Here is an 18,960-nt window from a genome sequence, read left to right as displayed (position 1 = left end):
CATAGATATGGTCGAAATAGCGTATGAACCACACCGAAGGGGCGCCACTCGATCACATCACGGATCCACGACCTCATTTGCCATGAAGCGAGGGAACCAGGATTCGTGGGCGGCGGTCAATTCGCTGACCGGTATCGCACGTGCCTCGCCCAGCTTCAATTCGCTGCCGCCGGTCGAGCCGATCCATGGTGCGAAGATGCCGAGCTTGCTTTGCTGTTCGCGAATGGCGTCCCACGCCTCGCTCTGCGGGTCGATCGACAGCGTCAGGAGATAGCGGCCCTGATCCTCGCCGAACCAGACCGGGACCGGATCTGTACCGATCAGGCCGGGAATGGTCGCGCCGATGCCCGAGGCCATCGCCATCTCGGCCAGCGCCACCGCGATGCCGCCATCGGAAACGTCATGCGCCGCGGTAACGACGCCGGAGCCGATCAGCGCCCGCACATGGTCGCCGACCCGCTTCTCGTGGTCGAGATCGACCGGCGGCGGCGGGCCGTCGGCGCGGCCATGGATGTCGCGCATATAGGCGGACTGGCCAAGATGCGTGCCCCACATGGTCGGCGCGCCGACCAGCACGATCATCTGGCCTTCGGCGGCAAAGCCGATGCGCACCATTTTCGACCAGTCGGCAATCAGACCGACGCCGCCGATGGTTGGCGTGGGCAGGATGCCCTGTCCGTTGGTCTCATTGTAGAGCGAGACGTTGCCGGAGACGATCGGAAAGCCGAGCGCCCGGCAGGCATCGCCGATGCCTTTCACAGCGCCAACCAGCTGGCCCATGATCTCCGGCCGTTCGGGATTGCCGAAATTGAGGTTGTCGGTGGCAGCGAGCGGCAGAGCGCCAGTGGCTGTCAGATTGCGCCAGCATTCGGCCACCGCCTGCTTGCCGCCCTCGTAAGGGTCGGCTTCGCAATAGCGCGGCGTCACGTCGGAGGAGAAGGCGAGCGCCTTGGTCGGGTGGCCGTCGACGCGCACGACGCCGGCGTCGCCGCCGGGAAGCTGCAATGAATTGCCCTGGATCAGCGTGTCGTACTGCTCCCACACCCAGCGGCGCGAGGAAAGGTCCGGTCCGCCCAGCAGCTTGAGCAGTGCGTCGGCCACATCGGCTTGCGGTGCATCGCCAGCCAATGGCACCGGCTTCTTCGGCTCGACCCAGGGACGGTCATACTCCGGCGCCTGGTCGCCGAGATCCTTGATCGGCAGGTTGGCGACCTCGTCGCCCTGGTGCAGCACGCGGAAGCGCAGATCGTCGGTGGTCTTGCCGACGATGGCAAAATCAAGGCCCCATTTGTGGAAGATCGCCTCGGCCTGTTTTTCCTTTTCGGGGCGCAGCACCATCAGCATGCGCTCCTGGCTCTCCGAAAGCATCATCTCGTAGGCGCTCATACGCTCTTCACGCACCGGCACCTTGTCGAGATCGAGCTCGATGCCGAGGTCGCCCTTGGCGCCCATTTCTACGGCAGAGCAGGTGAGGCCGGCGGCACCCATGTCCTGGATGGCGATAACGGCGCCGGACGCCATCAGTTCGAGGCAGGCTTCGAGCAGGCATTTTTCGGTGAACGGATCGCCAACCTGCACGGTGGGGCGCTTCTCGTCTATCTTGTCGTCGAATTCGGCCGAGGCCATGGTGGCGCCGCCGACACCGTCGCGCCCGGTCTTGGCGCCGAGATAGACGACCGGCAGGCCGACGCCCTTCGCCTCGGACAGAAAGATTGCGTCTGTCTTCGCGAGGCCCGCGGCAAACGCATTGACCAGGATATTGCCATTGTAGCGAGCGTCGAAATTGACCTCGCCGCCGACCGTCGGCACGCCGAAGGAATTGCCATAGCCACCGACGCCGGAAACGACGCCGGCAACGAGGTGCCTGGTTTTGGGATGGTCCGGCGCACCGAAGCGCAGCGCGTTCATCGCCGCGATCGGCCGCGCGCCCATGGTGAAGACATCGCGCAGGATGCCGCCGACTCCGGTCGCCGCTCCCTGATAAGGCTCGATGTAGGAGGGATGGTTATGGCTCTCCATCTTGAAGACGACGCAGTCGCCATCGCCGATGTCGACCACGCCGGCATTCTCGCCCGGGCCCTGGATGACTTGCGGCCCGGTGGTCGGCAGCGTGCGCAGCCACTTCTTCGACGATTTGTAGGAACAATGCTCGTTCCACATCGCCGAAAAAATACCGAGTTCGGTAAAGCTCGGCTCGCGCCCGACCAGGTCGAGGATGCGCTGGTACTCGTCGGGCTTCAGCCCGTGCGCGGCAATGAGTTCCGGAGTGATCGGCACGGAATTGGAAATGGTCATGATCGGCAATTTGTGTCCTTGGGATCGAGTCCCGTCTTATCGCAAGCTTTGCAGCCGATACACCCCGCCGGATGACTAAAACGACGGAAAGCAACAGCTGGCCGCAAGTAGCGAAAGATCGCCACTCAACCCGCCGGTTTCAAGCCGGTTCAGGAAAAGCTGTCATAGCCTGCTCGGCCTTCGTCCAGAAGCCGCCGGATCACCGCGACGCCGTGCGCGATATCGTCCCGCTGTCGCGGCTGCGAGATGCCAAACCGCACGCCGTGAAAGGCCTGTTCGGAACGTCCCGCCTTGAACTCGTCCTCGTCGTCGATGAGCACGCCGTGTTCGAGGCAAGCTTGTTTGAAAGTGCCGGAAAGCCATGGGTCCGGCAAAGTGAGCCAGACGAAGGGCACATTATCCAGCGCCTTGAAGTCGAAGCCGTCGAGTGTCTGGCGCACGATCGCAATGCGCGCACCGATCTCGCCAATGCTGCGCTTGCGCATCTCGGCGGCCTGACCGGACAGCACCAGCCGGCTGCCCACCTCCGCCAGCAGGAAGGGCAGGCCGCCCGTCATCATCTTGTGGGCGACCCGGATGCGGTGACGATAGGCCGGCGGGCAGGCGAGCCAACCGCCGCGAACACCCGCCGCGACCGATTTCGACAGGCCGCCGGCAACGATGGTCCGTTCGGGAGCATATTCGGCCAATAAAGGTGTCGGATCATCGGTCAGTCCGCCATAGAGATCGTCCTCGATCAGGACGACGTTGTATTGACGGGCGATATGCGCGATTGCCTCGCGGCGCGAGGCCGACAGCGTTGTCAGCGTCGGATTTTTGGCCGTCGGCATCAAAAACATCATCTTCGGATGCTTTTGTGCACAGACGCGTTCGAAATCCTCGGGATCGATGCCCTCGTCGTCAGCCGCCACCAATGCTGTCCGGCGACCAATAAGGCCGGCGCTGCGGGAAATCTGCGAATAGGTGAGGTGCTCGAAGACGACATAGTCGCCTGGGGCGGTGAGCCCCGCAATGGTTGCCATCACCGCGGCGTGGGTGCCGAGCGTAGGAACGATTGCATCTGCGGCCGGGCGAAAGGAATTGCGCGACAGCCAGCGCCTGCCGGCCTCGAACCAGCGGTCCGGGAAGTCACGCGTGTAGCTTGAAATCTCATGCGGATGGTCTTGGGCCGTGCGTGTCAACACGTCGGCGACGATGGCGCCCTGGCCGACATCCGGTGCGGCGGTGCTATCGAAGCGCAGCTTGTCGCCGGGCGCATCCATATAGCGCGTGCCTTGTTCGACCGTCCCCAGGAACTCCGGCTTTGCGCTCTCCGACTGCTGAGCGAGAACATAGGTTCCGCGGCCGACCTCGCCGCTCACCAGACCGCGCTCGCGCAGCAATTGATAGGCCCTGCCGACGGTGCCGACGGTCGTGCCGATGTCGTATGCCAGATCGCGCTGCGGCGGCAGCTTTGCTCCTGCACCGATCAGGCCGCGGTCGATGTCTGTCTCGATGGAATCGGCAAGCCGCTGATAGAGTGGGCCGGTACCGGCGGTAAGATCTGGAAGCCAAGTTGTCATGGTGACAATTTTCTACATTGCACCGAAATGAGAGTCAATACATATGAAGCGGGCCGTATAAAAGGGCACAATTGCAATATTGGCAGAAGAGAAATGGGTACAATAGAGACAATCCGATACGCGGCAGTTGAATTGACCGGAAGCCGCTCGTCGGGCCGGAGATCCTATGTTCGCCGGCTCGTGCAAGTGGTCACGTCATTGGTCCGATGGATCGACAGCCTGCTGGATCGCCGGCGAAGTCGGCTGGTCCTGCTCGAGATGACCGACGCCCAACTCAAGGATATCGGCATTTCGCGCTGCGATGCCCATCGTGAGGGTCTGAGGCCGTTCTGGGACTGAGCCGCCACGCTGGTCATTGAGGAGATGCGCCCTCCTTCTTGCGTTCACCGGATTCCCGCCTGCGACGCTTCTGATGAATAGGGGTATTGCTGAAAACAGCTATTCCACCTATTTTCCGGTGTGAAGGAGATGGTCATGGCGAGTTTCACCCTCACAGATCTCGGTAACAAATCCGGCGAGGTCGTCGAGGCCGCGTTCCGTGGTCCCGTCGACATCACCAAGCGCGGCAAGCGAAAGTTCGTGCTCCTGACGGCAGAGCAGTTCGACCGCATCACCGGTCGCAGCGCCCAGCGGGCGCACCGCGTCGAGGATCTGTCGACCGAGGAACGCGACGAGCTTCTAGCCGGCCTCGACGCAATCGCGCGAGATGATGTCCGGGATGACTGAGCTTGGTCACGGACAGATCATTCTCTACTCCTATCTGTGGGCAAGGGAATATGACCGTGGCGAGGAGAGCGGACGCAAGGCGCGGCCGACTTGCGTCATGCTGATCGTTGCCGGTAAGAATGGCCGCAAGCAGGCTCTGCTCTTTCCGATCACGAGTCAGCCGCCACGCCCTGACGCGTACTACGTCGAGATTCCTGAGACGTAGGCCCGTCGCGCCACGCTCTATACGCCAGCCTGGGTTATCGTCGATGAATTCAACACCGATGATCTCGCGACGAGCTGGGCGCTCGAGGATGCCAAGCCGCTTGGCCAATTCACGCGCAAGTTCATGTCACGGATTGCCGGTGAAGCTGCTGCGGCGATCGTGCAGGCGCCGCGCGAACCGTGCCAAGACGCTAAGGCGGGAGAGCGTCATCGCGAACGGACGCGTGCCGTCCTGACCCGCGAAAGGCCATGGTCCACAAGCACCGCCACAATGCACAGCAACAGAAAAAGTCCGGTGATGGCTAGAGCCGAGACGGCGACACTGGCCGCACCGTGTTTGGAGACGTCGAGGAACGGGTAGGGCACTTCGCCGGCAATCGGCGCCCGCAGCAGCGCATAGGCCAGGTAGGCGACCGGATAGATCATCCACCAGGAGATGTCGCGCCACCGCGTCGAGCCGTCGGCGCCTGCCACAAGCCACCACAGCACGAACAACACCGGCGTCACATAGTGCATGAGAACGTCGCAGAGCAGGAACAGCCCTTGCGGCTGCCAAAGCTGCGCCAGGACCGTTGCATAAACGATGAGGACCAGCGTTATGGCGACGGCTACGCCCGCTCGCATCCGTGGCCCGGCAAAGGCCGGAAACCAGGTGTAACCCGTCGATGACAGCAACGAGGCATGGACGAGCACCGCGCCGATGTTGGTCAGGATGGTGAAGAAGCTGAAATAGAAGACCAGCGAGCCGACAAAGCTGCGGCCGGCTTCCATTGACGCCGGGACGGTGATGCAGAGCTGCAGGACCAGCCCGGCCAGGCCGACGACCAGACCAGTGATCTGCAGCAAGCGACCCATCGGGCTAGGCAGCAGCGCCGCAGGCCGGATTGCCCGCCTGCCAGCGGGCAATGTCCGAGCCGATGCGCGCGCCGAGCGGTTCCGCCATCAGCGGGCCGAACACGTCGACGCGGCTCGAATTGCCTTGCGCCTGCACGACCAGCAGCGGCTTTCCGCCATAATGCTTGGCCGGCACCAGCAGGAAGCGCGGCGTGCCGCTGAACGAATTCAGTTCGTTGGCCATCTGGTACGATTTGAAGGCAGGGTCCTTGCTGGCGATCCAGCATTTGTGGGCAGCGATTGCCACCTGCTCCATGGCAAGCAGTGACGCGCTCTTGCCGGCCGGCGCCGGCGTGCTCTTCGGGCCTGACTGGCAGGAGGCGAGTACAAGCCCGGCGACAGTAGCGAAGGCGAGGCGCGTGATCGTCGGTCTCATGTTCAAGCGGCGCCCATCTCGAGCTCGGACAGGAAGATCTTCAGACCGTCTGTCATCTCACCCCAGACGCGCGACAGCGCCGGATGCTGCAAGGCGATTTGCTCATAGGCATCGAATTTCGGATAGGCATCAAGCAAGTCGGGGCGGCCGATCGTCGCCCTGAAATTGTTGAAGACGAAGCGGGTCGGCGTCAGCCATGCATCGGCAAAAGAGATATCGTCGCCGAGCGCGAACGGGCCATGCGCCATGCGGGCCTCGATTGCCGCAAGCCCATGATGCAATCGGGCGAACTGTGCCTTGATCTCTGCCTCATTGCGCTGCGGCACGAAATAGAGCTCGAACAGCTTCATCATCGGGGCGAGCACGTCAAGGTCGGTGATGCGGGCGAACATGCGCACCAACGCCCGGTCTTTCGAATCCTTGGGCAGCAATGCAGGCTCGGGAAAGCGCTCCTCCAGGTATTCGGCAATGACCACCGATTCGACGATCGTTTCGCCCGAACCGGTGATCAGCACCGGAATCCGGTTGAGCGGCGAGATAGCACGAAAGGCTTCGGGGATGGGAAACCCCGGCGGTGGTGCAATGAGCTTGAGCGGCACGTTCTTGATGTAGGCCAGGGCCCGCACGATCGACGAATAGGGCGACAACGGCCGCGAATAGAGTTTCATGACCGTCGCTCCAGGAGGAAAATTGAAGGCATCAAGCGGCGATGCCCAGCGCGCTTTCGAACAGCGCCCGGCCGTCGCTGCCGCCATGCGCCGCTTCGATCAGGTTTTCCGGATGCGGCATCAGGCCGAGCACGTTGCCGCGGCCGTTGACGATGCCGGCAATGTCGTTGATCGAGCCGTTGGGATTGGTGCCTTCGGCATAGCGGAACACTACCTGGCCTTCGCCTTCGAGGCGGGTCAGCGTTTCGGCATCGGCAAAATAATTGCCGTCATGGTGCGCCACCGGCGCGCGGATGACCTGACCCGGCTGGTAGCGGCGGGTGAACATCGTGTTGGCGTTGGCGATCTGCAGCTTCACCTCGCGGCAGACGAATTTCAGTGAAGTGTTGCGCATCAAGGCGCCCGGCAGCAGGCCTGCCTCGACCAGGATCTGGAAACCGTTGCAGACGCCGATCACCGTGACGCCCTTGGCCGCCTTTTCGGCCACAGCCCGCATCACAGGCATGCGCGCGGCAATGGCACCGCAGCGCAGATAATCGCCAAAGGAAAAGCCGCCGGGAATGGCGATCAGGTCGACATCAGGAATTTCGGTGTCGGTCTGCCAGACGGTGACCGGCGGCGTGCCGGAAATCTTGGTCAGCGCCGCAATCATGTCGCGGTCGCGATTGAGGCCGGGGAGCAGGACGACGGCTGATTTCATTTTGGTTCGTAGGGCCTCTGGGCTTCGGCGAGTTCGCGCAATTCTAGACGGCGTTCTATGCGCTCAAGGCGATCGTCTTGACGGCCGAGAATGCCATAGATGTTGTGAATGTCGCTTTGTGTTGCGACCATGTGACCCCGAACGACATTCAACTCCCGCTTCACTTCGGAAACGTCCTGGCGAAGTTCAGCGACTTCGTGATGCACACGCTTGAGAAGCTCATACATCAACTCATTCGTGGCTTCCGTCATCTACCCTCCGGCACAACCTCAGGTAATGGCTACACTATAGTTCTCAATCACCGTATTCGCTAGAAGCTTGTCGCACATGGCTTTCAGATCGGCCTCGGCCTTGGCCCTGTCGCCCTCGGCAAGCTCGACATCGAAAACCTTGCCTTGCCGCACCTGGCCAACGCCGCCGAAACCCATTGCGGACAGCGCATGCTCGATTGCCTTGCCTTGTGGGTCGAGCACGCCGTTCTTGAGGGTCACGGTAATGCGGGCCTTGATCACGCTGGACATGCTCCTGTTCATCTGTTGAGCGGGCAAGCCGTCAGTGCGGCTTGCCTTTGACGCCGTCGGTCGATGCGACCAGCACCGGCCCGGCCGGACGCGGCGGTTCGTTCTCGTTCATGATGCCGAGTCGGCGGGCAACTTCCTGATAAGCTTCGACCAACCCGCCCATGTCGCGGCGGAAGCGGTCCTTGTCGAGCTTGTCCTGGGTCGCCACGTCCCACAGCCGGCAGGAATCCGGCGAGATCTCGTCGGCGACGACGATGCGCATCATGTCGCCTTCGAACAGGCGGCCGCATTCGATCTTGAAATCGACGAGCTGGATGCCGACGCCCATGAACAGGCCGGAAAGGAAGTCATTGACGCGGATGGCCAGCGCCATGACGTCGTCGATCTCCTGCGGGCTCGCCCAGCCGAAGGCGGTGATGTGCTCTTCCGATACCATCGGATCGTCGAGCGCATCGGCCTTGTAGTAGAATTCGATGATCGAGCGCGGCAGCACGGTGCCTTCCTCGATGCCCAGGCGCTTGGCCAGCGAGCCGGCGGCGACGTTGCGCACCACCACTTCGAGCGGGATGATCTCGACTTCCTTGATCAGCTGCTCGCGCATGTTGAGCCGGCGGATGAAGTGGGTCGGAATGCCCATCCGGTTGAGATGATTGAAGATGTGCTCGGAAATGCGGTTGTTGAGCACGCCTTTGCCATCGACGATTTCATGCTTCTTCTTGTTGAAAGCGGTGGCGTCGTCCTTGAAGAACTGGATCAGCGTGCCAGGCTCCGGTCCCTCATAAAGGATCTTGGCCTTGCCTTCATAAATGCGGCGGCGATTTTTCATCTGATTTTTCTCTGGATTTGCGGGCAGGCGGCAAGCGACCAGTTCCTGTCCGTCTGCCTAAAATAAGATGGCGACGGTGGGGTTCAATGCCGGTGTCTATCCCAATCGCACTGTTTGCTCAATCGGCAAATCCTTTCAATCAACCGCTTTCGGGGACCGAAATGCCGCAGCGCAGCAACCAATGTAGCATATTGACCGGCCGGCGCCCTTTTGGTTTGTGCTCCGGCAACACATATTGGCGCAACGAATCGGATTTCACGGAGGGATGCCATGAGCAGCATGAAAGACCGCGAAGAGGGCTTTGAGCGCAAATTCGCATTCGACGAGGAACTTCGGTTCAAGGCCGCGGCACGCCGCAACAGAGCGCTCGGCCTGTGGGCTGCCGAAAAGCTCGGCAAGTCAGGTGCCGATGCCGACGCTTATGCCAGGGAAGTGGTCGTCAGCGACATCGAGGAAGCCGGCGATCACGACGTTTTCCGCAAGATACGCAAGGATTTCGATGCGGCCGGCATCGACCAGTCGGACCATCAGATCCGCCGCACCATGGATGAATTGATGGCGCAGGCGATCGAGCAGATCAAGAACACCTGATCTTTCCGCCGGTATCGATAGAATGCTGGACCAATCGACCGCCCGGCCCAGCCGGGCGGTTTTTCTTTGCCTTTGCGGTCGTTTCCGGCTGAATTGCTGCAAGCAAAGAGGAAATCGCCAATGTCCCTGAAGTCACGCCTTGCGGCCGACGAGACGCTGTTCACCGCATGGTCCGGTGTGCCGGATGCCTTGACGGTCGAAATACTGGCCAGACAAGGGTTCGACGCGGTTACGCTCGACATGCAGCATGGTGGCCATCACGAGGACAGCGTACTGCGCGGGCTTGTGCCGGTGCTGGCCGCCAACAAGCCGGCTTTGGTGCGCATTCCGGTCGGCCGCTTCGACATGGCCAGCCGCGCGCTCGACTTCGGCGCCGAGGCGGTGATCGCGCCGATGGTGAATTCAGTGGCGGACGCAAGGCTGTTTGCCGCCGCCATGAAATACCCGCCGCTCGGCGAGCGCTCCTGGGGGCCCACCTATGCCTTTCCGCGCCATGGCAAGGGCGATCATTCCGACTGGCTGCGCGACAGCAATCAGCGCACCATGGCGTTCGCCATGGTCGAAACGCGCGCCGCGCTTGAGGCACTCGACGGCATCCTCGACACGCCCGGCATCGACGGTATCTTCCTAGGCCCTTCGGATTTCTCGATCGCCTGGTCGAAGGGGACCACCGTCAGTTCGACGCTGGAGAGCATGATGGAGACCGTCGCCTCGATCGCCGAGCGCACCCGTAAAGCCGGGAAGCATGCGGCGATCTATGTGATGGAACCGGCCATTGCCGGTCGCGTGGTGTCGATGGGCTACCGGCTGCTGGCGATGGGTTCCGAGCATTCGCTGATTTCGCTTGGGGCAAAGACCCTGCTGAACAGCGTCAGGGGCTCAATCGCTTCCTAGAGATCCGTCAGGAATTTCGCGAAGGTCATCGATCCTTCGGGCCAGGGGCCGAAGCCGGAATCTGCGTTGAGATGGCCGGCATCGCCGGCATCGATGAACAGCGAGCCCCACGCCGCGGCAATGTCCTCGGCGACGCCGAAGGCGCAGAACGGGTCGTTGCGGCTGGCGATCACCACCGACGGAAACGGCAGCGGGTCGCGCGGATAGGGGCCGAAGGTCATCAGGTGCCTGGGCTTTATCTCTGGATTGGCGACATCGGGCGGCGCCACGAAAAAAGCGCCGGCGACCGGCCGCTCGAACCGAGGCAAGGCCTGGATGACCGCGGCGACGCCAAGCGAATGAGCGACGATGACGACCGGCCGCTCGGCCTCGTTAACCGCCTTGGCGACACCGGCCGTCCAATCCTCGCGCACCGGCTTCGACCATTCCGCCTGCTCGACGCGGCGCGCTGTCGACAGTTTCGACTGCCAGCGGCTCTGCCAATGATCAGGGCCGGAATTGGTGTAGCCCGGCACGATGAGAATATCTGCTTCCCTGACTTTCATGGCGCGCATGTAGCGAGACGCGTTGTCGGCTGCAACCGGGTATGAACTCGACAGCGACACGCGAACGGCCGCTCACGAGCCCGGTTCTGCTCGCTATTGTGAACACCATGTTCGCTTCTTGCGCTCTTGTGTGAACGACCGCGATCGACGATCTGTGCCCAGGAAAGAATGGCTGTTCCGAGATTTTGGCACGGACACGGCGTAGAATGATTGATGGCGCCGGGTTCCTCCATTGGAAGCTTGTCGAGCGCCGCCTGAACGGAGCACTTTGATGAGCGAACTGCCTTTTGCCGCGACGACCCCGGTCAGCGTTGCCCGCGTCGGCTTGCGGGCGCGCGATGCAGAAAATCTCGCTGCCTACTATCGCAAAGTCGTCGGTTTGCAGGAACTGAGCCGCTCCGGCGGCACGATTACGCTCGGTGCAGTCAATCGTCCTTTGCTCGACATCGAAGCGGATCCGGCGGCGAAACCCGATGATCCGCGCAGCGCCGGTCTTTTCCACACCGCCTTCCTGCTACCCGGTCGGGCCGATCTCGGCCGCTGGATCAATCACGCCATCGCCGGCAAGATCGGCATCGAGGGCGCATCCGATCATCTGGTCAGCGAGGCGCTTTATCTAACCGATCCGGAAGGCAACGGCATCGAGATCTATGCCGACCGCCGTCCGCAGGATTGGAAATGGAATGGCGACAAGATAGCGATGGCGACGGAGCGGCTGAACATCCCTTCGGTGGTTGCCGAAGTGCCGGCCGGTGACACCGGTTGGCAGGGCGCGCCGGAAAACAGCATTATCGGCCACGTCCATTTGCGCGTCGGCAGGCCGGAAGAAGCCGAAGCATGGTGGCATCAGGAGTTCGGTTTCGACACAGTGGCAAAGTACGGTGGCGCGGCGGTGTTCCTATCGTCCGGTGGCTATCATCACCACATTGGCGCAAATGCGTGGCAGAGCGCGGGCGCCGGTCGCCGCGATCCCTCCCGCTCCGGCTTGGCCTGGGTCGAGATGCGCTCGGACAATGCCGCAAGCGAGACCACCCGCGAGGACCCGTGGGGCACAGTGATAAGGACGGTTCCCGGCAAGGCGTAGGCTAGAGGTTCGCCTTCTCAAGCAGGCGTCCAAGCATCAGCAGGCCCGCTGGCCATACGCCCAGGCGGGCCTCGTTTCCCATATGGCCGAGATCGCCGGCATCGGCGATATCCGCGCCCCAGGCGGCGGCAAAAGCGGTCGCCTTGTCGAAGGTGACGCGTGGGTCGCTGCGGCTCGCCACCACCAATGTCGGGAAGGGCAGGCGCTTCAGCGGCATCGGCGCGAACGGGCGCACCGCGTCGAATGAAGGATCGGCATCCTCGACATTGGTTGCGGCAACCAGGAATGCCGCCGCGACCTTGTCGAGTTGGCTTTGACTGGCGCCGCCAGCCCACTTCACCGCCGTCGCCACCGCCAGCGAATGCGCAAGCAGCACGACGCGGCGCGGTGCGGCGGCCACCGCCGCATCTACCTGGCCGATCCAGTCTTCAGGCTTCGGCCGGTCCCACTCGGCCTGCAGCACGCGGCTCGAATTGGGGAACACCCGGCACCAATGCGACATCCAGTGATCCGGCCCGGAATTGCCGCGCCCGGGCAGGGCAAGGAAATCGAAATCTCCGGCCGCCGAAATCATCAGGCTTCTCCAAACACTCGGCTGAAGATCGTATCGACGTGCTTGGTATGATAGCCAAGATCGAATTTCTCGCGGATCTCGGCCTCGGGCAAAGCTGCAACAACGTCCTTGTCGGCCAGAAGTTCCTCAAGAAAATCAGCGCCTTGCTCCCACACCTTCATGGTGTTGCGCTGCACCAGCCGATAGGCGTCCTCGCGCGAAACGCCGGCTTGCGTCAGCGCCAGCAGCACGCGCTGCGAATGCACAAGGCCGCGGAATTTGTTCATGTTCTTCAGCATGTTGTCGGGGTAGACGAGCAGTTTGTCGACAACGCTGGTCAGCCGTGAGAGCGCGAAATCGAGCGTTACCGTCGCGTCGGGCCCGATCATGCGCTCGACCGAGGAATGCGAGATGTCGCGCTCGTGCCAGAGCGCCACATTCTCCATTGCCGGCAATGCGAAGGAGCGCACCATGCGGGCAAGGCCGGTGAGGTTCTCGGTCAGCACCGGGTTGCGCTTGTGCGGCATCGCCGACGAACCCTTCTGTCCGGGTGAAAAGTACTCTTCTGCCTCGAGCACCTCGGTGCGCTGCAGATGGCGCACCTCGATCGCCAGCCGCTCGATCGACGAGGCGATCACGCCGAGCGTGGCGAAGAACATCGCATGGCGGTCGCGCGGAATCACCTGCGTCGACACCGGCTCGGGCTTCAGTCCGAGTTTCTTGGCCACGTATTCTTCGACATAAGGATCGATATTGGCGAAGGTGCCGACCGCACCCGAGATGGCGCAGGTGGCGATGTCCTCGCGTGCGTGCACCAGCCTCTCGCGGCAACGCGAGAATTCGGCATAGGCCTGCGCCAGCTTGACGCCGAAGGTGGTCGGCTCGGCATGGATGCCATGGCTGCGGCCGATTGTGATGGTGTCCTTGTGCTCGAAAGCGCGGCGCTTGAGCGCCGCAAGCAGCCCGTCAATGTCGGCCAGCAGGATGTCGCTGGCCCGGGTGAGCTGCACGGCAAAACAGGTGTCGAGAACGTCGGAGGATGTCATGCCCTGGTGGATGAAGCGGGCATCCGGCCCGACGAATTCGGCAAGATGGGTGAGAAAGGCGATGACGTCATGCTTTGTGACGCGCTCGATCTCGTCGATGGCTTCGACATCGAATTTCGCCGTCCCGCCTTTCTCCCAGATGGTCTTGGCGGCCTCCTTCGGGATGACGCCGAGCTCGGCCAACGCGTCGCAGGCATAGGCCTCGATCTCGAACCAGATGCGAAACCGGGTTTCGGGCGACCAGATGGCCACCATGTCCGGCCGGGAGTAGCGAGGGATCATCAGTCGGTCCTGACTTGCGAGAGCATTTGCCCGCGTCCTAACAGAGGCAGGCAAAATGCTCAACGTTGCTGGCGCGCAAACCAGACACTGGCGACAGCGAGCGCAATGAAACCGAGCGGAAAATACAGCCGGACGCCGAGGACGACGAACTGGTAGAGTGCCGTCAACATCGTGAACACGAACTGGAAAACCCAGGTGATGGTGAGCGCGGGCGCATGCCATTGGACGTAGTAGGAGCGGTATTGCAGCCCAAACAGGCCGCCGGTGACGGCGATCGTCGCTGCGAGAAAGCAGACGAAGGCGGCGGCGAGTGCGATCTCCCAGTGGCGTCCGAGCGAGACGAGCCGCGCCAGGAACAGCCCGATCGGGAAAGCCAGCGCACCTCCGGCAGCATAAAGCAGCGAGACGAAGCGGATCTTTGCCGGGGTCTCCCAATCGTAATGCAGCAGATTGAGCAGCGCGCTGGCGCCCATCGCCATGGCCCACAGCAGCGCGCCGACGGACGCAGCACGCAGCGGCGGTAAAGCGCGGCGGAGACGATGCAAGGCGCGGGTGCGCATGGCCAGGAGCGTCACAGCCGTCCGGTTACCGCGATCCAGCGATAGTCCGGCCCTTCGAAGCCGTATTGGCGCACCGCGATCAGCACGGCATAGGCGCTGAGGCTATCCAGCGAAAATGTCTGAACCGCGCCGATCTGGTAGCCATTCGGACAGCCTCTGCTTTGCGGGATCGATCTGTCCTCGTGAATAATCCTAGTCCGGCCGCCGTCCTTCGCCTCGATGCGCAGCAGGCGAAAGCCATTGATCTCACCCTGGCTCTGGCAGCGTTCGGTGTCGTTCATGCCGATCTGGTCGAGCCGGAACTCGAGCGGATCGTCGACCGGCGAGAAGATCGGGCGCGGATTGACCACCATGCGGAAGGGATCGGCAGAAAGCTCGGTCACCGGGTTGAAGCCGGCGGTGATGCCGCGATTTGCCGTGAGTTCCGCCTGACTGACGATCGCTTCGCCCTTTTGCCGGGCCTGCAGCCGCGCTGCGTCCACGGCGGCATTCTCGTCGTCGAGCCGGACACGGATCGGCGAACCCTTCAGGAAACTGTCGTCGGCCGTGTCGATATAATAGCGGTTCGCATAGGGAAATCCCGATCCGTCCTGGACGCCGTATTCCTCGAAGGCAAAGACCCCGCCATCACGGCTGAAGCCGAGGATCTCAAGCTCGGCGACATCGCCTGCGTGGGCGGCGGCCAAAGTTGCAAGCGGGGCAAGCAGGCAGACGGCAAACAGGGCAAGATTTCGCATGGGGCTTTCCATTCAGGCGGTCGACGCCGTTAAATTCCTATCACGATGTCGTCAAAAGATCGTGCTGACTGAAACACAAGGTCGATGCATCCAATCCGGCCGTCGTTTGTTATTGTCGGCAGCTTCACGGTATCGTGCCTTCCGAAAATCAGGGTCGATTGTCGGAAGGCACGATGCATTGATTCAAAATGTTTAGTGCGTCCTTTGCGCGTTCAAAAGGACGCGCGGCGCTCTAAGGGAGACCCCAATGACGGATGCATCCAAGATTCGCGAACGTATGGAAGTGATCGGCGCCGACGGCGTCCATGTCGGTACCGTCGACAAGGTTGACGGAGATCGTATCAAGCTGACCAAGCGTGACAGCGGCGAGGGCGCTCACAGGGGCCATCACCACTTCATTCCTCTCAGCCTTGTCGCCGAGGTCGAGGGCCAGAAGGTGCGGCTCTCTGCAAACTCGGATGTTGCGGTCACGTTCGAAGAAGAAAAATCCGAACCCACCTGATCAAAAGTCCAGTCTGATTACGGCAAACCCGAATGAGCGTGGCGCGGTCAGCGCGACGACCAGACCGGCAACAGATCGCCCTCGGCCGGCGTCGCGGCAAAGACGCCGCGACTGATGGCGCGGGCCATCGTGGCGCCGGCTGCGGCGTAGAGATCGATTGCATCGTTGGGTGCGAGCTCGATGCCGCTCTTGCCGGTTGCCAGCGCGAAGACCAGATCGCCGTCGGCGGGCGTGTGCGTCGGCCAAATGGCACGAACAAAGCCGTCATGCGCTGATATCGCCAGGCGTTTGGCGGCGGCCTTCGTGAGTACCGCATCGGTGGCAATCACGGCGATGGTCGTGTTGGCGCCGATTTCCGCCTGCTCTGCGGCATGCTTGTCACGGAACTTCAGCAGGATCTTTCTGGCATCGTCAGGCATCGGGTGGGGATAGCCTAAGCCGCCGAACTCGTCGCCGATCTCGAACGGCGCCGCCCAGAAATGGCGGGTCCCGGCGACCGTCACCGAGCCCGTCGGGTTGACGGCGGCGAGCGCGCCGATGGTGACGCCGCTGTCCAGCACTGTCGAGGCCGAGCCGAGCCCGCCCTTCAGGCCGGAGCTCAAAGCCCCGCTACCTGCGCCGGCAGTGCCGAGGGCAAAGTCGATCGCAGCGGCTTGCGCGGCTTCGTAGCCAAGGTCGCGGTAAGGCGGATACCGGCCCCAATCCTTGTCGCCGCCATTGCGCAGGTCGAACAGGATCGCCGCCGGCACGATCGGCACCCGAAAGCCGCCGACCTCGACGCCGATGCCTCTTTCGCGCAAGGCCGCCTGCACCCCCGACGCGGCGTCAAGGCCAAAAGCCGAGCCGCCCGAAAGCACCACAGCATGGATGGCGTGGATCGAATTGTGCGGCTCGAGCAGGTCGGTTTCGCGGGTGCCCGGCGCACCGCCCAGGATTTGCACACCGGCCACGGCCGGTTCGTCGCAGATGACGGTGGTCACACCGGATTTCAGTTTGGCATTCGCCGCATTGCCGACACGCAGGCCGGCGACGTCGGTGATGAGATTGCGCGGACCCGTATGGAACATCCCCGTGCTTGACATCATTGGCTCTCCGCCGGCACGAAACGGCCGCCGTCGAAACGGTAGGCTTGATAGGGATTTTGCGTCAGGTCACCTTTTTCGTCAAAGCGGATCGGTCCGATCGCCGTGGTGAAGTCATGCGCGGTCAGCACGTTGGCCAGCCTCTCGCCGGAGCTTTGCGTCAATGCTGAAGCGGCCTTGGCGATCTCGACCGCGGCATAGGCGGGCAGCGTGTAACCTTCCGGCACGATGTTTTGTCCGGCAAAGCTCTGCAGCACCTTGGGGTCGGCGACGTCGGCCCATTCGGGCGGCGCGATCATCAGCGTGCCGACGGCATAAGGCACGTCGCCGAGCGGCGCGCGCAACGCTTCGCCGCCGGCAAACACCATGCCGGTATTTAGCTGGCCAGCATCCCGACCCATAATGGCGACATCATCGCCGTCGCCGCCGGCAAAGACATGCGTTGCGCCGGCTTTCTTAAGACGGCCGATCAGGCCGATCTGGTTGTCGAGCTGCGGCCGGAACGTGTCGACGAACACCGGCTTCAGCGCCGCCTGCTCGGCGGCCGCACGAAACGTCTCGGCCATTTCGCGGCCATAGATCGTGCCGTCGTCGACTATGGCGAACAGCTCGCTCTGCCATAAGCGGGTAAGGATGGCAGCGACGGCATTGCGCTCGTCGTCGCCGCGCGGCCCGAGACGATAGATCGGCCATCCGGTCTTGGCGCGCCGGTCGGTCAGGCTTTCCGTGCGAACGCCGACGGTGATCACCGGGATGCCGGCATCCTTGAGGATCGGCAGAGCCGCCTCGATTGCGTCGGTGCACAAAAACCCGATGACGACGTTGACCTTGGCCGCGGTGAACTCCCGCGCGGCGGCGGCGCCACCGTCGGCCGTGCAGGCGTCATCGATCGTCGTGATCTCGGTATCGTTCGCTTCAGCCGCCATTGTCGCGCCGGCCTCGACCTGTTTGCCGAGGATCGCCGACGGCCCGGACATAGGTGCCGCGACGCCGACCAGCAGCGTCTCGGCACTTGCACTACCGGCGACCGAGAGCCAGGCCAGCACCGCTATCGTGGTCGTCCAAGGTCGCATGCGAGCGAAGAATTCCTCTGCACCGGTCGCGTGTTTGCTGGCGCCAATGCCGTCAAGACCTAAAGGCTAGCCAGCTTTGGTGCAACACGCGAATTCTGGATATACGTCAAGCACTTCGCTTGTGGCATGCAATATCCCCCCATATATAACGGTTGGTTCTGACTAGTGGAAAATCATCGGTGCTGAAGAAGAATGACATCGGGCCGCAGGCCTACCGCGACGCGATGGCCCATTTTGCCGGCCATGTACATGTAGTCACCACTGATGGCCCCGCCGGCAGGCGCGGCGCGACGGTGATCGCGGCCTGCTCGGTGTCGGACACGCCGCCGACCATCCTGGTCTGCCTCAATCGTGAAAATCCCAAGAACGAGCCGTTCGTGGAGAATGGCAAATTTGCCCTGAACACGCTGGCTTCGGATCAGGAGCCGCTGTCGATCGGCTTTTCCGGCATTACCGGCCTGCCGGTCGAGGAGCGTTTCGCGTTGGCCGAATGGGATGTGATCTCGACCGGTTCGCCGACGCTGAAGGGCGCGCTCGCCGTCTTCGACTGCGAACTGATCGATACCAAGGATCTGGCCACCCACCGTGTGCTTTTTGGCAAAGTTACAGGTTTGCGCATCGGCGATAATTTGCGGCCGCTGATCTATTACAACCGCGGCTACCACGCTCTGTAGAGGCTTTGATGGCCGCGCCCGCGGAGACAGAATGACCGAGTTGAAAACCGCGTCCGGCGCCGCGGACGATCGACGAGACGCTCGATCTGTTGACACGTGCGGATTATGTGGCGGACCGGTCGCTGGCGACCGTGCTGTCTTTATGCGTTCGGTCGACCCGCGCCGGTGGATCGAGGCTGGCGTGAAGCGCGTCGCATAACCACATGTCTCCCAGGGAGAAAATCATGGAACACAGTATCTATCTCGACGAAGCCCGCGACCCGCTGATCATCGCGGAGGGCTGGATGAAGGACGGCAAGAACGTTGCCATCGCCACCGTGGTCGAAACCTGGGGTTCGGCACCGCGTCCCGTCGGCAGCCACCTGGTCATCGACGCCGAAGGCAATTTCCACGGCTCCGTCTCGGGCGGCTGCGTCGAAGGCGCCGTGGTCACCGAGGCGGTCGATGTTATCGATAGCGGCAAGGCGAAGATGCTGGAGTTCGGGGTCGCCGACGAAACCGCCTGGCAGGTCGGCCTGTCCTGCGGCGGCCGCATCAAGGTCTATGTCGAAAGGTTGGGCTGATT

Annotated in this window: 25 protein-coding genes and 1 pseudogene; 10 read left to right on the top strand and 16 right to left on the bottom strand. The window is 62.5% G+C overall.

From position 1 onward, the window contains the following. Positions 1-57: 57 nt before the first annotated feature. A complete protein-coding gene (gene purL, locus NKI19_RS20085) occupies positions 58-2,295 on the bottom strand; it encodes a phosphoribosylformylglycinamidine synthase subunit PurL (RefSeq protein ID WP_352492491.1) in 2,238 nt (745 codons plus the stop codon). 149 nt (positions 2,296-2,444) lie between these two features. Next, positions 2,445-3,857: an aminotransferase-like domain-containing protein gene (locus NKI19_RS20080; protein WP_352492458.1), complete on the bottom strand. Its 1,413-nt coding sequence runs from the start codon at positions 3,855-3,857 to the stop codon at positions 2,445-2,447. A 186-nt stretch (positions 3,858-4,043) separates the two neighbouring features. Between NKI19_RS20080 and NKI19_RS32885 the strand changes: the two genes are divergently transcribed. The 3 genes from NKI19_RS32885 to NKI19_RS20065 all read left to right on the top strand — a co-directional run bounded on the left by NKI19_RS32885 (position 4,044) and on the right by NKI19_RS20065 (position 4,788). Further along, positions 4,044-4,196 carry a DUF1127 domain-containing protein gene (locus NKI19_RS32885; protein WP_473555852.1) on the top strand — a complete coding sequence of 51 codons (153 nt, stop codon included), beginning with the start codon at positions 4,044-4,046 and terminating at the stop codon, positions 4,194-4,196. A 135-nt stretch (positions 4,197-4,331) separates the two neighbouring features. Further along, entirely contained in the window at positions 4,332-4,583 is a 252-nt protein-coding gene (locus NKI19_RS20070; protein ID WP_352492456.1) for a type II toxin-antitoxin system prevent-host-death family antitoxin, read from the top strand. Continuing rightward, positions 4,576-4,788, top strand: a complete 213-nt coding sequence (locus tag NKI19_RS20065) for a hypothetical protein (protein WP_352492455.1) — start codon at positions 4,576-4,578, stop codon at positions 4,786-4,788. Before NKI19_RS20070 ends, NKI19_RS20065 begins: the two co-directional genes overlap by 8 nt. A gap of 206 nt (positions 4,789-4,994) precedes the next feature. Here the strand turns inward: NKI19_RS20065 and NKI19_RS20060 are convergent, their stop codons facing one another. From NKI19_RS20060 to purC, 7 genes are read right to left on the bottom strand one after another with little or no spacing between them, the layout of a single operon-like run. After that, positions 4,995-5,642: a Pr6Pr family membrane protein gene (locus NKI19_RS20060; RefSeq protein WP_352492454.1), complete on the bottom strand. Its 648-nt coding sequence runs from the start codon at positions 5,640-5,642 to the stop codon at positions 4,995-4,997. Between the two features lie 4 nt (positions 5,643-5,646). Then, on the bottom strand, positions 5,647-6,057 hold the full coding sequence (locus NKI19_RS20055) for a hypothetical protein (RefSeq protein WP_352492453.1): 411 nt from the start codon (positions 6,055-6,057) through the stop codon (positions 5,647-5,649). A 2-nt stretch (positions 6,058-6,059) separates the two neighbouring features. Beyond that, complete coding sequence (locus tag NKI19_RS20050; protein ID WP_352492452.1) at positions 6,060-6,725, bottom strand: glutathione S-transferase family protein; 666 nt, start codon at positions 6,723-6,725, stop codon at positions 6,060-6,062. 31 nt (positions 6,726-6,756) lie between these two features. Continuing rightward, complete coding sequence (purQ, locus tag NKI19_RS20045) at positions 6,757-7,425, bottom strand: phosphoribosylformylglycinamidine synthase subunit PurQ (RefSeq protein WP_352492451.1); 669 nt, start codon at positions 7,423-7,425, stop codon at positions 6,757-6,759. Continuing rightward, a complete protein-coding gene (locus NKI19_RS20040; protein ID WP_352492450.1) occupies positions 7,422-7,676 on the bottom strand; it encodes a hypothetical protein in 255 nt (84 codons plus the stop codon). The genes purQ and NKI19_RS20040 overlap by 4 nt, the downstream gene beginning before the upstream one ends. 18 nt (positions 7,677-7,694) lie before the next feature. Then, positions 7,695-7,937, bottom strand: coding sequence for a phosphoribosylformylglycinamidine synthase subunit PurS (purS, locus tag NKI19_RS20035; protein ID WP_352492490.1), 243 nt, complete (start codon positions 7,935-7,937; stop codon positions 7,695-7,697). Positions 7,938-7,977: 40 nt separating this feature from the next. Then, positions 7,978-8,772, bottom strand: a complete 795-nt coding sequence (gene purC, locus NKI19_RS20030; protein ID WP_023674725.1) for a phosphoribosylaminoimidazolesuccinocarboxamide synthase — start codon at positions 8,770-8,772, stop codon at positions 7,978-7,980. A gap of 270 nt (positions 8,773-9,042) precedes the next feature. On the opposite strand from purC, the gene NKI19_RS20025 reads away from it, so the two are divergent. After that, positions 9,043-9,363: a DUF1476 domain-containing protein gene (locus NKI19_RS20025; protein WP_023674726.1), complete on the top strand. Its 321-nt coding sequence runs from the start codon at positions 9,043-9,045 to the stop codon at positions 9,361-9,363. Between the two features lie 120 nt (positions 9,364-9,483). Continuing rightward, positions 9,484-10,257 carry an HpcH/HpaI aldolase family protein gene (locus NKI19_RS20020; RefSeq protein ID WP_352492449.1) on the top strand — a complete coding sequence of 258 codons (774 nt, stop codon included), beginning with the start codon at positions 9,484-9,486 and terminating at the stop codon, positions 10,255-10,257. Here the strand turns inward: NKI19_RS20020 and NKI19_RS20015 are convergent. Further along, positions 10,254-10,802, bottom strand: a complete 549-nt coding sequence (locus tag NKI19_RS20015; RefSeq protein ID WP_352467348.1) for an RBBP9/YdeN family alpha/beta hydrolase — start codon at positions 10,800-10,802, stop codon at positions 10,254-10,256. The genes NKI19_RS20020 and NKI19_RS20015 overlap by 4 nt on opposite strands. A gap of 271 nt (positions 10,803-11,073) precedes the next feature. Here NKI19_RS20015 and NKI19_RS20010 point away from each other — a divergent pair, with 271 nt between their 5' ends. After that, positions 11,074-11,886, top strand: coding sequence for a VOC family protein (locus NKI19_RS20010; RefSeq protein ID WP_352492448.1), 813 nt, complete (start codon positions 11,074-11,076; stop codon positions 11,884-11,886). Between the two features lies 1 nt (position 11,887). Here NKI19_RS20010 and NKI19_RS20005 read toward each other — a convergent pair whose 3' ends face one another. The 4 genes from NKI19_RS20005 to NKI19_RS19990 are packed head-to-tail and all read right to left on the bottom strand — an operon-like array spanning position 11,888 to position 15,064. Further along, on the bottom strand, positions 11,888-12,460 hold the full coding sequence (locus NKI19_RS20005; protein ID WP_352492447.1) for an alpha/beta hydrolase: 573 nt from the start codon (positions 12,458-12,460) through the stop codon (positions 11,888-11,890). After that, positions 12,460-13,767, bottom strand: a complete 1,308-nt coding sequence (gene purB, locus NKI19_RS20000) for an adenylosuccinate lyase (protein WP_352492446.1) — start codon at positions 13,765-13,767, stop codon at positions 12,460-12,462. Before purB ends, NKI19_RS20005 begins: the two co-directional genes overlap by 1 nt. A 59-nt stretch (positions 13,768-13,826) precedes the next feature. After that, positions 13,827-14,327, bottom strand: a complete 501-nt coding sequence (locus NKI19_RS19995) for a hypothetical protein (RefSeq protein WP_352492489.1) — start codon at positions 14,325-14,327, stop codon at positions 13,827-13,829. Between the two features lie 11 nt (positions 14,328-14,338). Further along, positions 14,339-15,064 carry a DUF2259 domain-containing protein gene (locus NKI19_RS19990; RefSeq protein ID WP_352492445.1) on the bottom strand — a complete coding sequence of 242 codons (726 nt, stop codon included), beginning with the start codon at positions 15,062-15,064 and terminating at the stop codon, positions 14,339-14,341. Between the two features lie 247 nt (positions 15,065-15,311). Between NKI19_RS19990 and NKI19_RS19985 the strand changes: the two genes are divergently transcribed. After that, positions 15,312-15,566, top strand: a complete 255-nt coding sequence (locus tag NKI19_RS19985) for a DUF2171 domain-containing protein (protein ID WP_352492444.1) — start codon at positions 15,312-15,314, stop codon at positions 15,564-15,566. 47 nt (positions 15,567-15,613) lie between these two features. Here the strand turns inward: NKI19_RS19985 and NKI19_RS19980 are convergent, their stop codons facing one another. Together NKI19_RS19980 and NKI19_RS19975 are read right to left on the bottom strand one after the other, a co-directional pair. Continuing rightward, on the bottom strand, positions 15,614-16,633 hold the full coding sequence (locus tag NKI19_RS19980; RefSeq protein ID WP_352492488.1) for a P1 family peptidase: 1,020 nt from the start codon (positions 16,631-16,633) through the stop codon (positions 15,614-15,616). 14 nt (positions 16,634-16,647) lie between these two features. Then, the gene (locus NKI19_RS19975) at positions 16,648-17,721 is read right to left on the bottom strand and encodes a branched-chain amino acid ABC transporter substrate-binding protein (protein WP_352566985.1); all 1,074 of its coding nucleotides are present in this window, start codon (positions 17,719-17,721) and stop codon (positions 16,648-16,650) included. Positions 17,722-17,900: 179 nt separating this feature from the next. Between NKI19_RS19975 and NKI19_RS19970 the strand changes: the two genes are divergently transcribed. The 3 genes and pseudogenes from NKI19_RS19970 (at position 17,901) to NKI19_RS19965 (ending at position 18,958) form a co-directional block, all read left to right on the top strand. Then, positions 17,901-18,395 (top strand): flavin reductase, encoded by a 495-nt coding sequence (locus NKI19_RS19970; protein ID WP_352492442.1) that lies wholly within the window; start codon positions 17,901-17,903, stop codon positions 18,393-18,395. A gap of 31 nt (positions 18,396-18,426) precedes the next feature. Then, positions 18,427-18,556: pseudogene (locus tag NKI19_RS32880) on the top strand (AAA family ATPase); the annotation flags it as partial. A gap of 63 nt (positions 18,557-18,619) precedes the next feature. Then, positions 18,620-18,958, top strand: a complete 339-nt coding sequence (locus NKI19_RS19965; protein WP_352492441.1) for an XdhC family protein — start codon at positions 18,620-18,622, stop codon at positions 18,956-18,958. Positions 18,959-18,960 lie beyond the last annotated feature (2 nt).

Origin of the sequence: Mesorhizobium sp. M0751, assembly GCF_040320265.1 — a bacterium.
In the GTDB taxonomy this organism is placed as follows: domain Bacteria; phylum Pseudomonadota; class Alphaproteobacteria; order Rhizobiales; family Rhizobiaceae; genus Mesorhizobium.
The sequence above is the reverse complement of the archived record's forward strand: the minus strand, read 5'-3'. Positions and strand labels throughout refer to the sequence as shown.

Bases quoted from the DNA above. Each gene is read 5' to 3' on its own strand.
- NKI19_RS20020 (WP_352492449.1), top strand. From the start codon at position 9,484: ATGTCCCTGAAGTCACGCCTTGCGGCCGACGAGACGCTGTTCACCGCA.
- NKI19_RS19985 (WP_352492444.1), top strand. From the start codon at position 15,312: ATGACGGATGCATCCAAGATTCGCGAACGTATGGAAGTGATCGGCGCC.
- NKI19_RS19975 (WP_352566985.1), bottom strand. From the start codon at position 17,721: ATGCGACCTTGGACGACCACGATAGCGGTGCTGGCCTGGCTCTCGGTC.
- NKI19_RS20010 (WP_352492448.1), top strand. From the start codon at position 11,074: ATGAGCGAACTGCCTTTTGCCGCGACGACCCCGGTCAGCGTTGCCCGC.
- purB (WP_352492446.1), bottom strand. From the start codon at position 13,767: ATGATCCCTCGCTACTCCCGGCCGGACATGGTGGCCATCTGGTCGCCC.
- NKI19_RS20025 (WP_023674726.1), top strand. From the start codon at position 9,043: ATGAGCAGCATGAAAGACCGCGAAGAGGGCTTTGAGCGCAAATTCGCA.
- NKI19_RS20055 (WP_352492453.1), bottom strand. From the start codon at position 6,057: ATGAGACCGACGATCACGCGCCTCGCCTTCGCTACTGTCGCCGGGCTT.
- NKI19_RS20060 (WP_352492454.1), bottom strand. From the start codon at position 5,642: ATGGGTCGCTTGCTGCAGATCACTGGTCTGGTCGTCGGCCTGGCCGGG.
- NKI19_RS20065 (WP_352492455.1), top strand. From the start codon at position 4,576: ATGACTGAGCTTGGTCACGGACAGATCATTCTCTACTCCTATCTGTGG.
- purC (WP_023674725.1), bottom strand. From the start codon at position 8,772: ATGAAAAATCGCCGCCGCATTTATGAAGGCAAGGCCAAGATCCTTTAT.
- NKI19_RS20005 (WP_352492447.1), bottom strand. From the start codon at position 12,460: ATGATTTCGGCGGCCGGAGATTTCGATTTCCTTGCCCTGCCCGGGCGC.
- NKI19_RS19995 (WP_352492489.1), bottom strand. From the start codon at position 14,327: ATGCGCACCCGCGCCTTGCATCGTCTCCGCCGCGCTTTACCGCCGCTG.
- NKI19_RS20040 (WP_352492450.1), bottom strand. From the start codon at position 7,676: ATGACGGAAGCCACGAATGAGTTGATGTATGAGCTTCTCAAGCGTGTG.
- purQ (WP_352492451.1), bottom strand. From the start codon at position 7,425: ATGAAATCAGCCGTCGTCCTGCTCCCCGGCCTCAATCGCGACCGCGAC.
- NKI19_RS19965 (WP_352492441.1), top strand. From the start codon at position 18,620: ATGGAACACAGTATCTATCTCGACGAAGCCCGCGACCCGCTGATCATC.
- NKI19_RS20050 (WP_352492452.1), bottom strand. From the start codon at position 6,725: ATGAAACTCTATTCGCGGCCGTTGTCGCCCTATTCGTCGATCGTGCGG.
- purL (WP_352492491.1), bottom strand. From the start codon at position 2,295: ATGACCATTTCCAATTCCGTGCCGATCACTCCGGAACTCATTGCCGCG.
- NKI19_RS20015 (WP_352467348.1), bottom strand. From the start codon at position 10,802: ATGAAAGTCAGGGAAGCAGATATTCTCATCGTGCCGGGCTACACCAAT.
- NKI19_RS20070 (WP_352492456.1), top strand. From the start codon at position 4,332: ATGGCGAGTTTCACCCTCACAGATCTCGGTAACAAATCCGGCGAGGTC.
- NKI19_RS20080 (WP_352492458.1), bottom strand. From the start codon at position 3,857: ATGACAACTTGGCTTCCAGATCTTACCGCCGGTACCGGCCCACTCTAT.
- NKI19_RS19980 (WP_352492488.1), bottom strand. From the start codon at position 16,633: ATGTTCCATACGGGTCCGCGCAATCTCATCACCGACGTCGCCGGCCTG.
- NKI19_RS19990 (WP_352492445.1), bottom strand. From the start codon at position 15,064: ATGCGAAATCTTGCCCTGTTTGCCGTCTGCCTGCTTGCCCCGCTTGCA.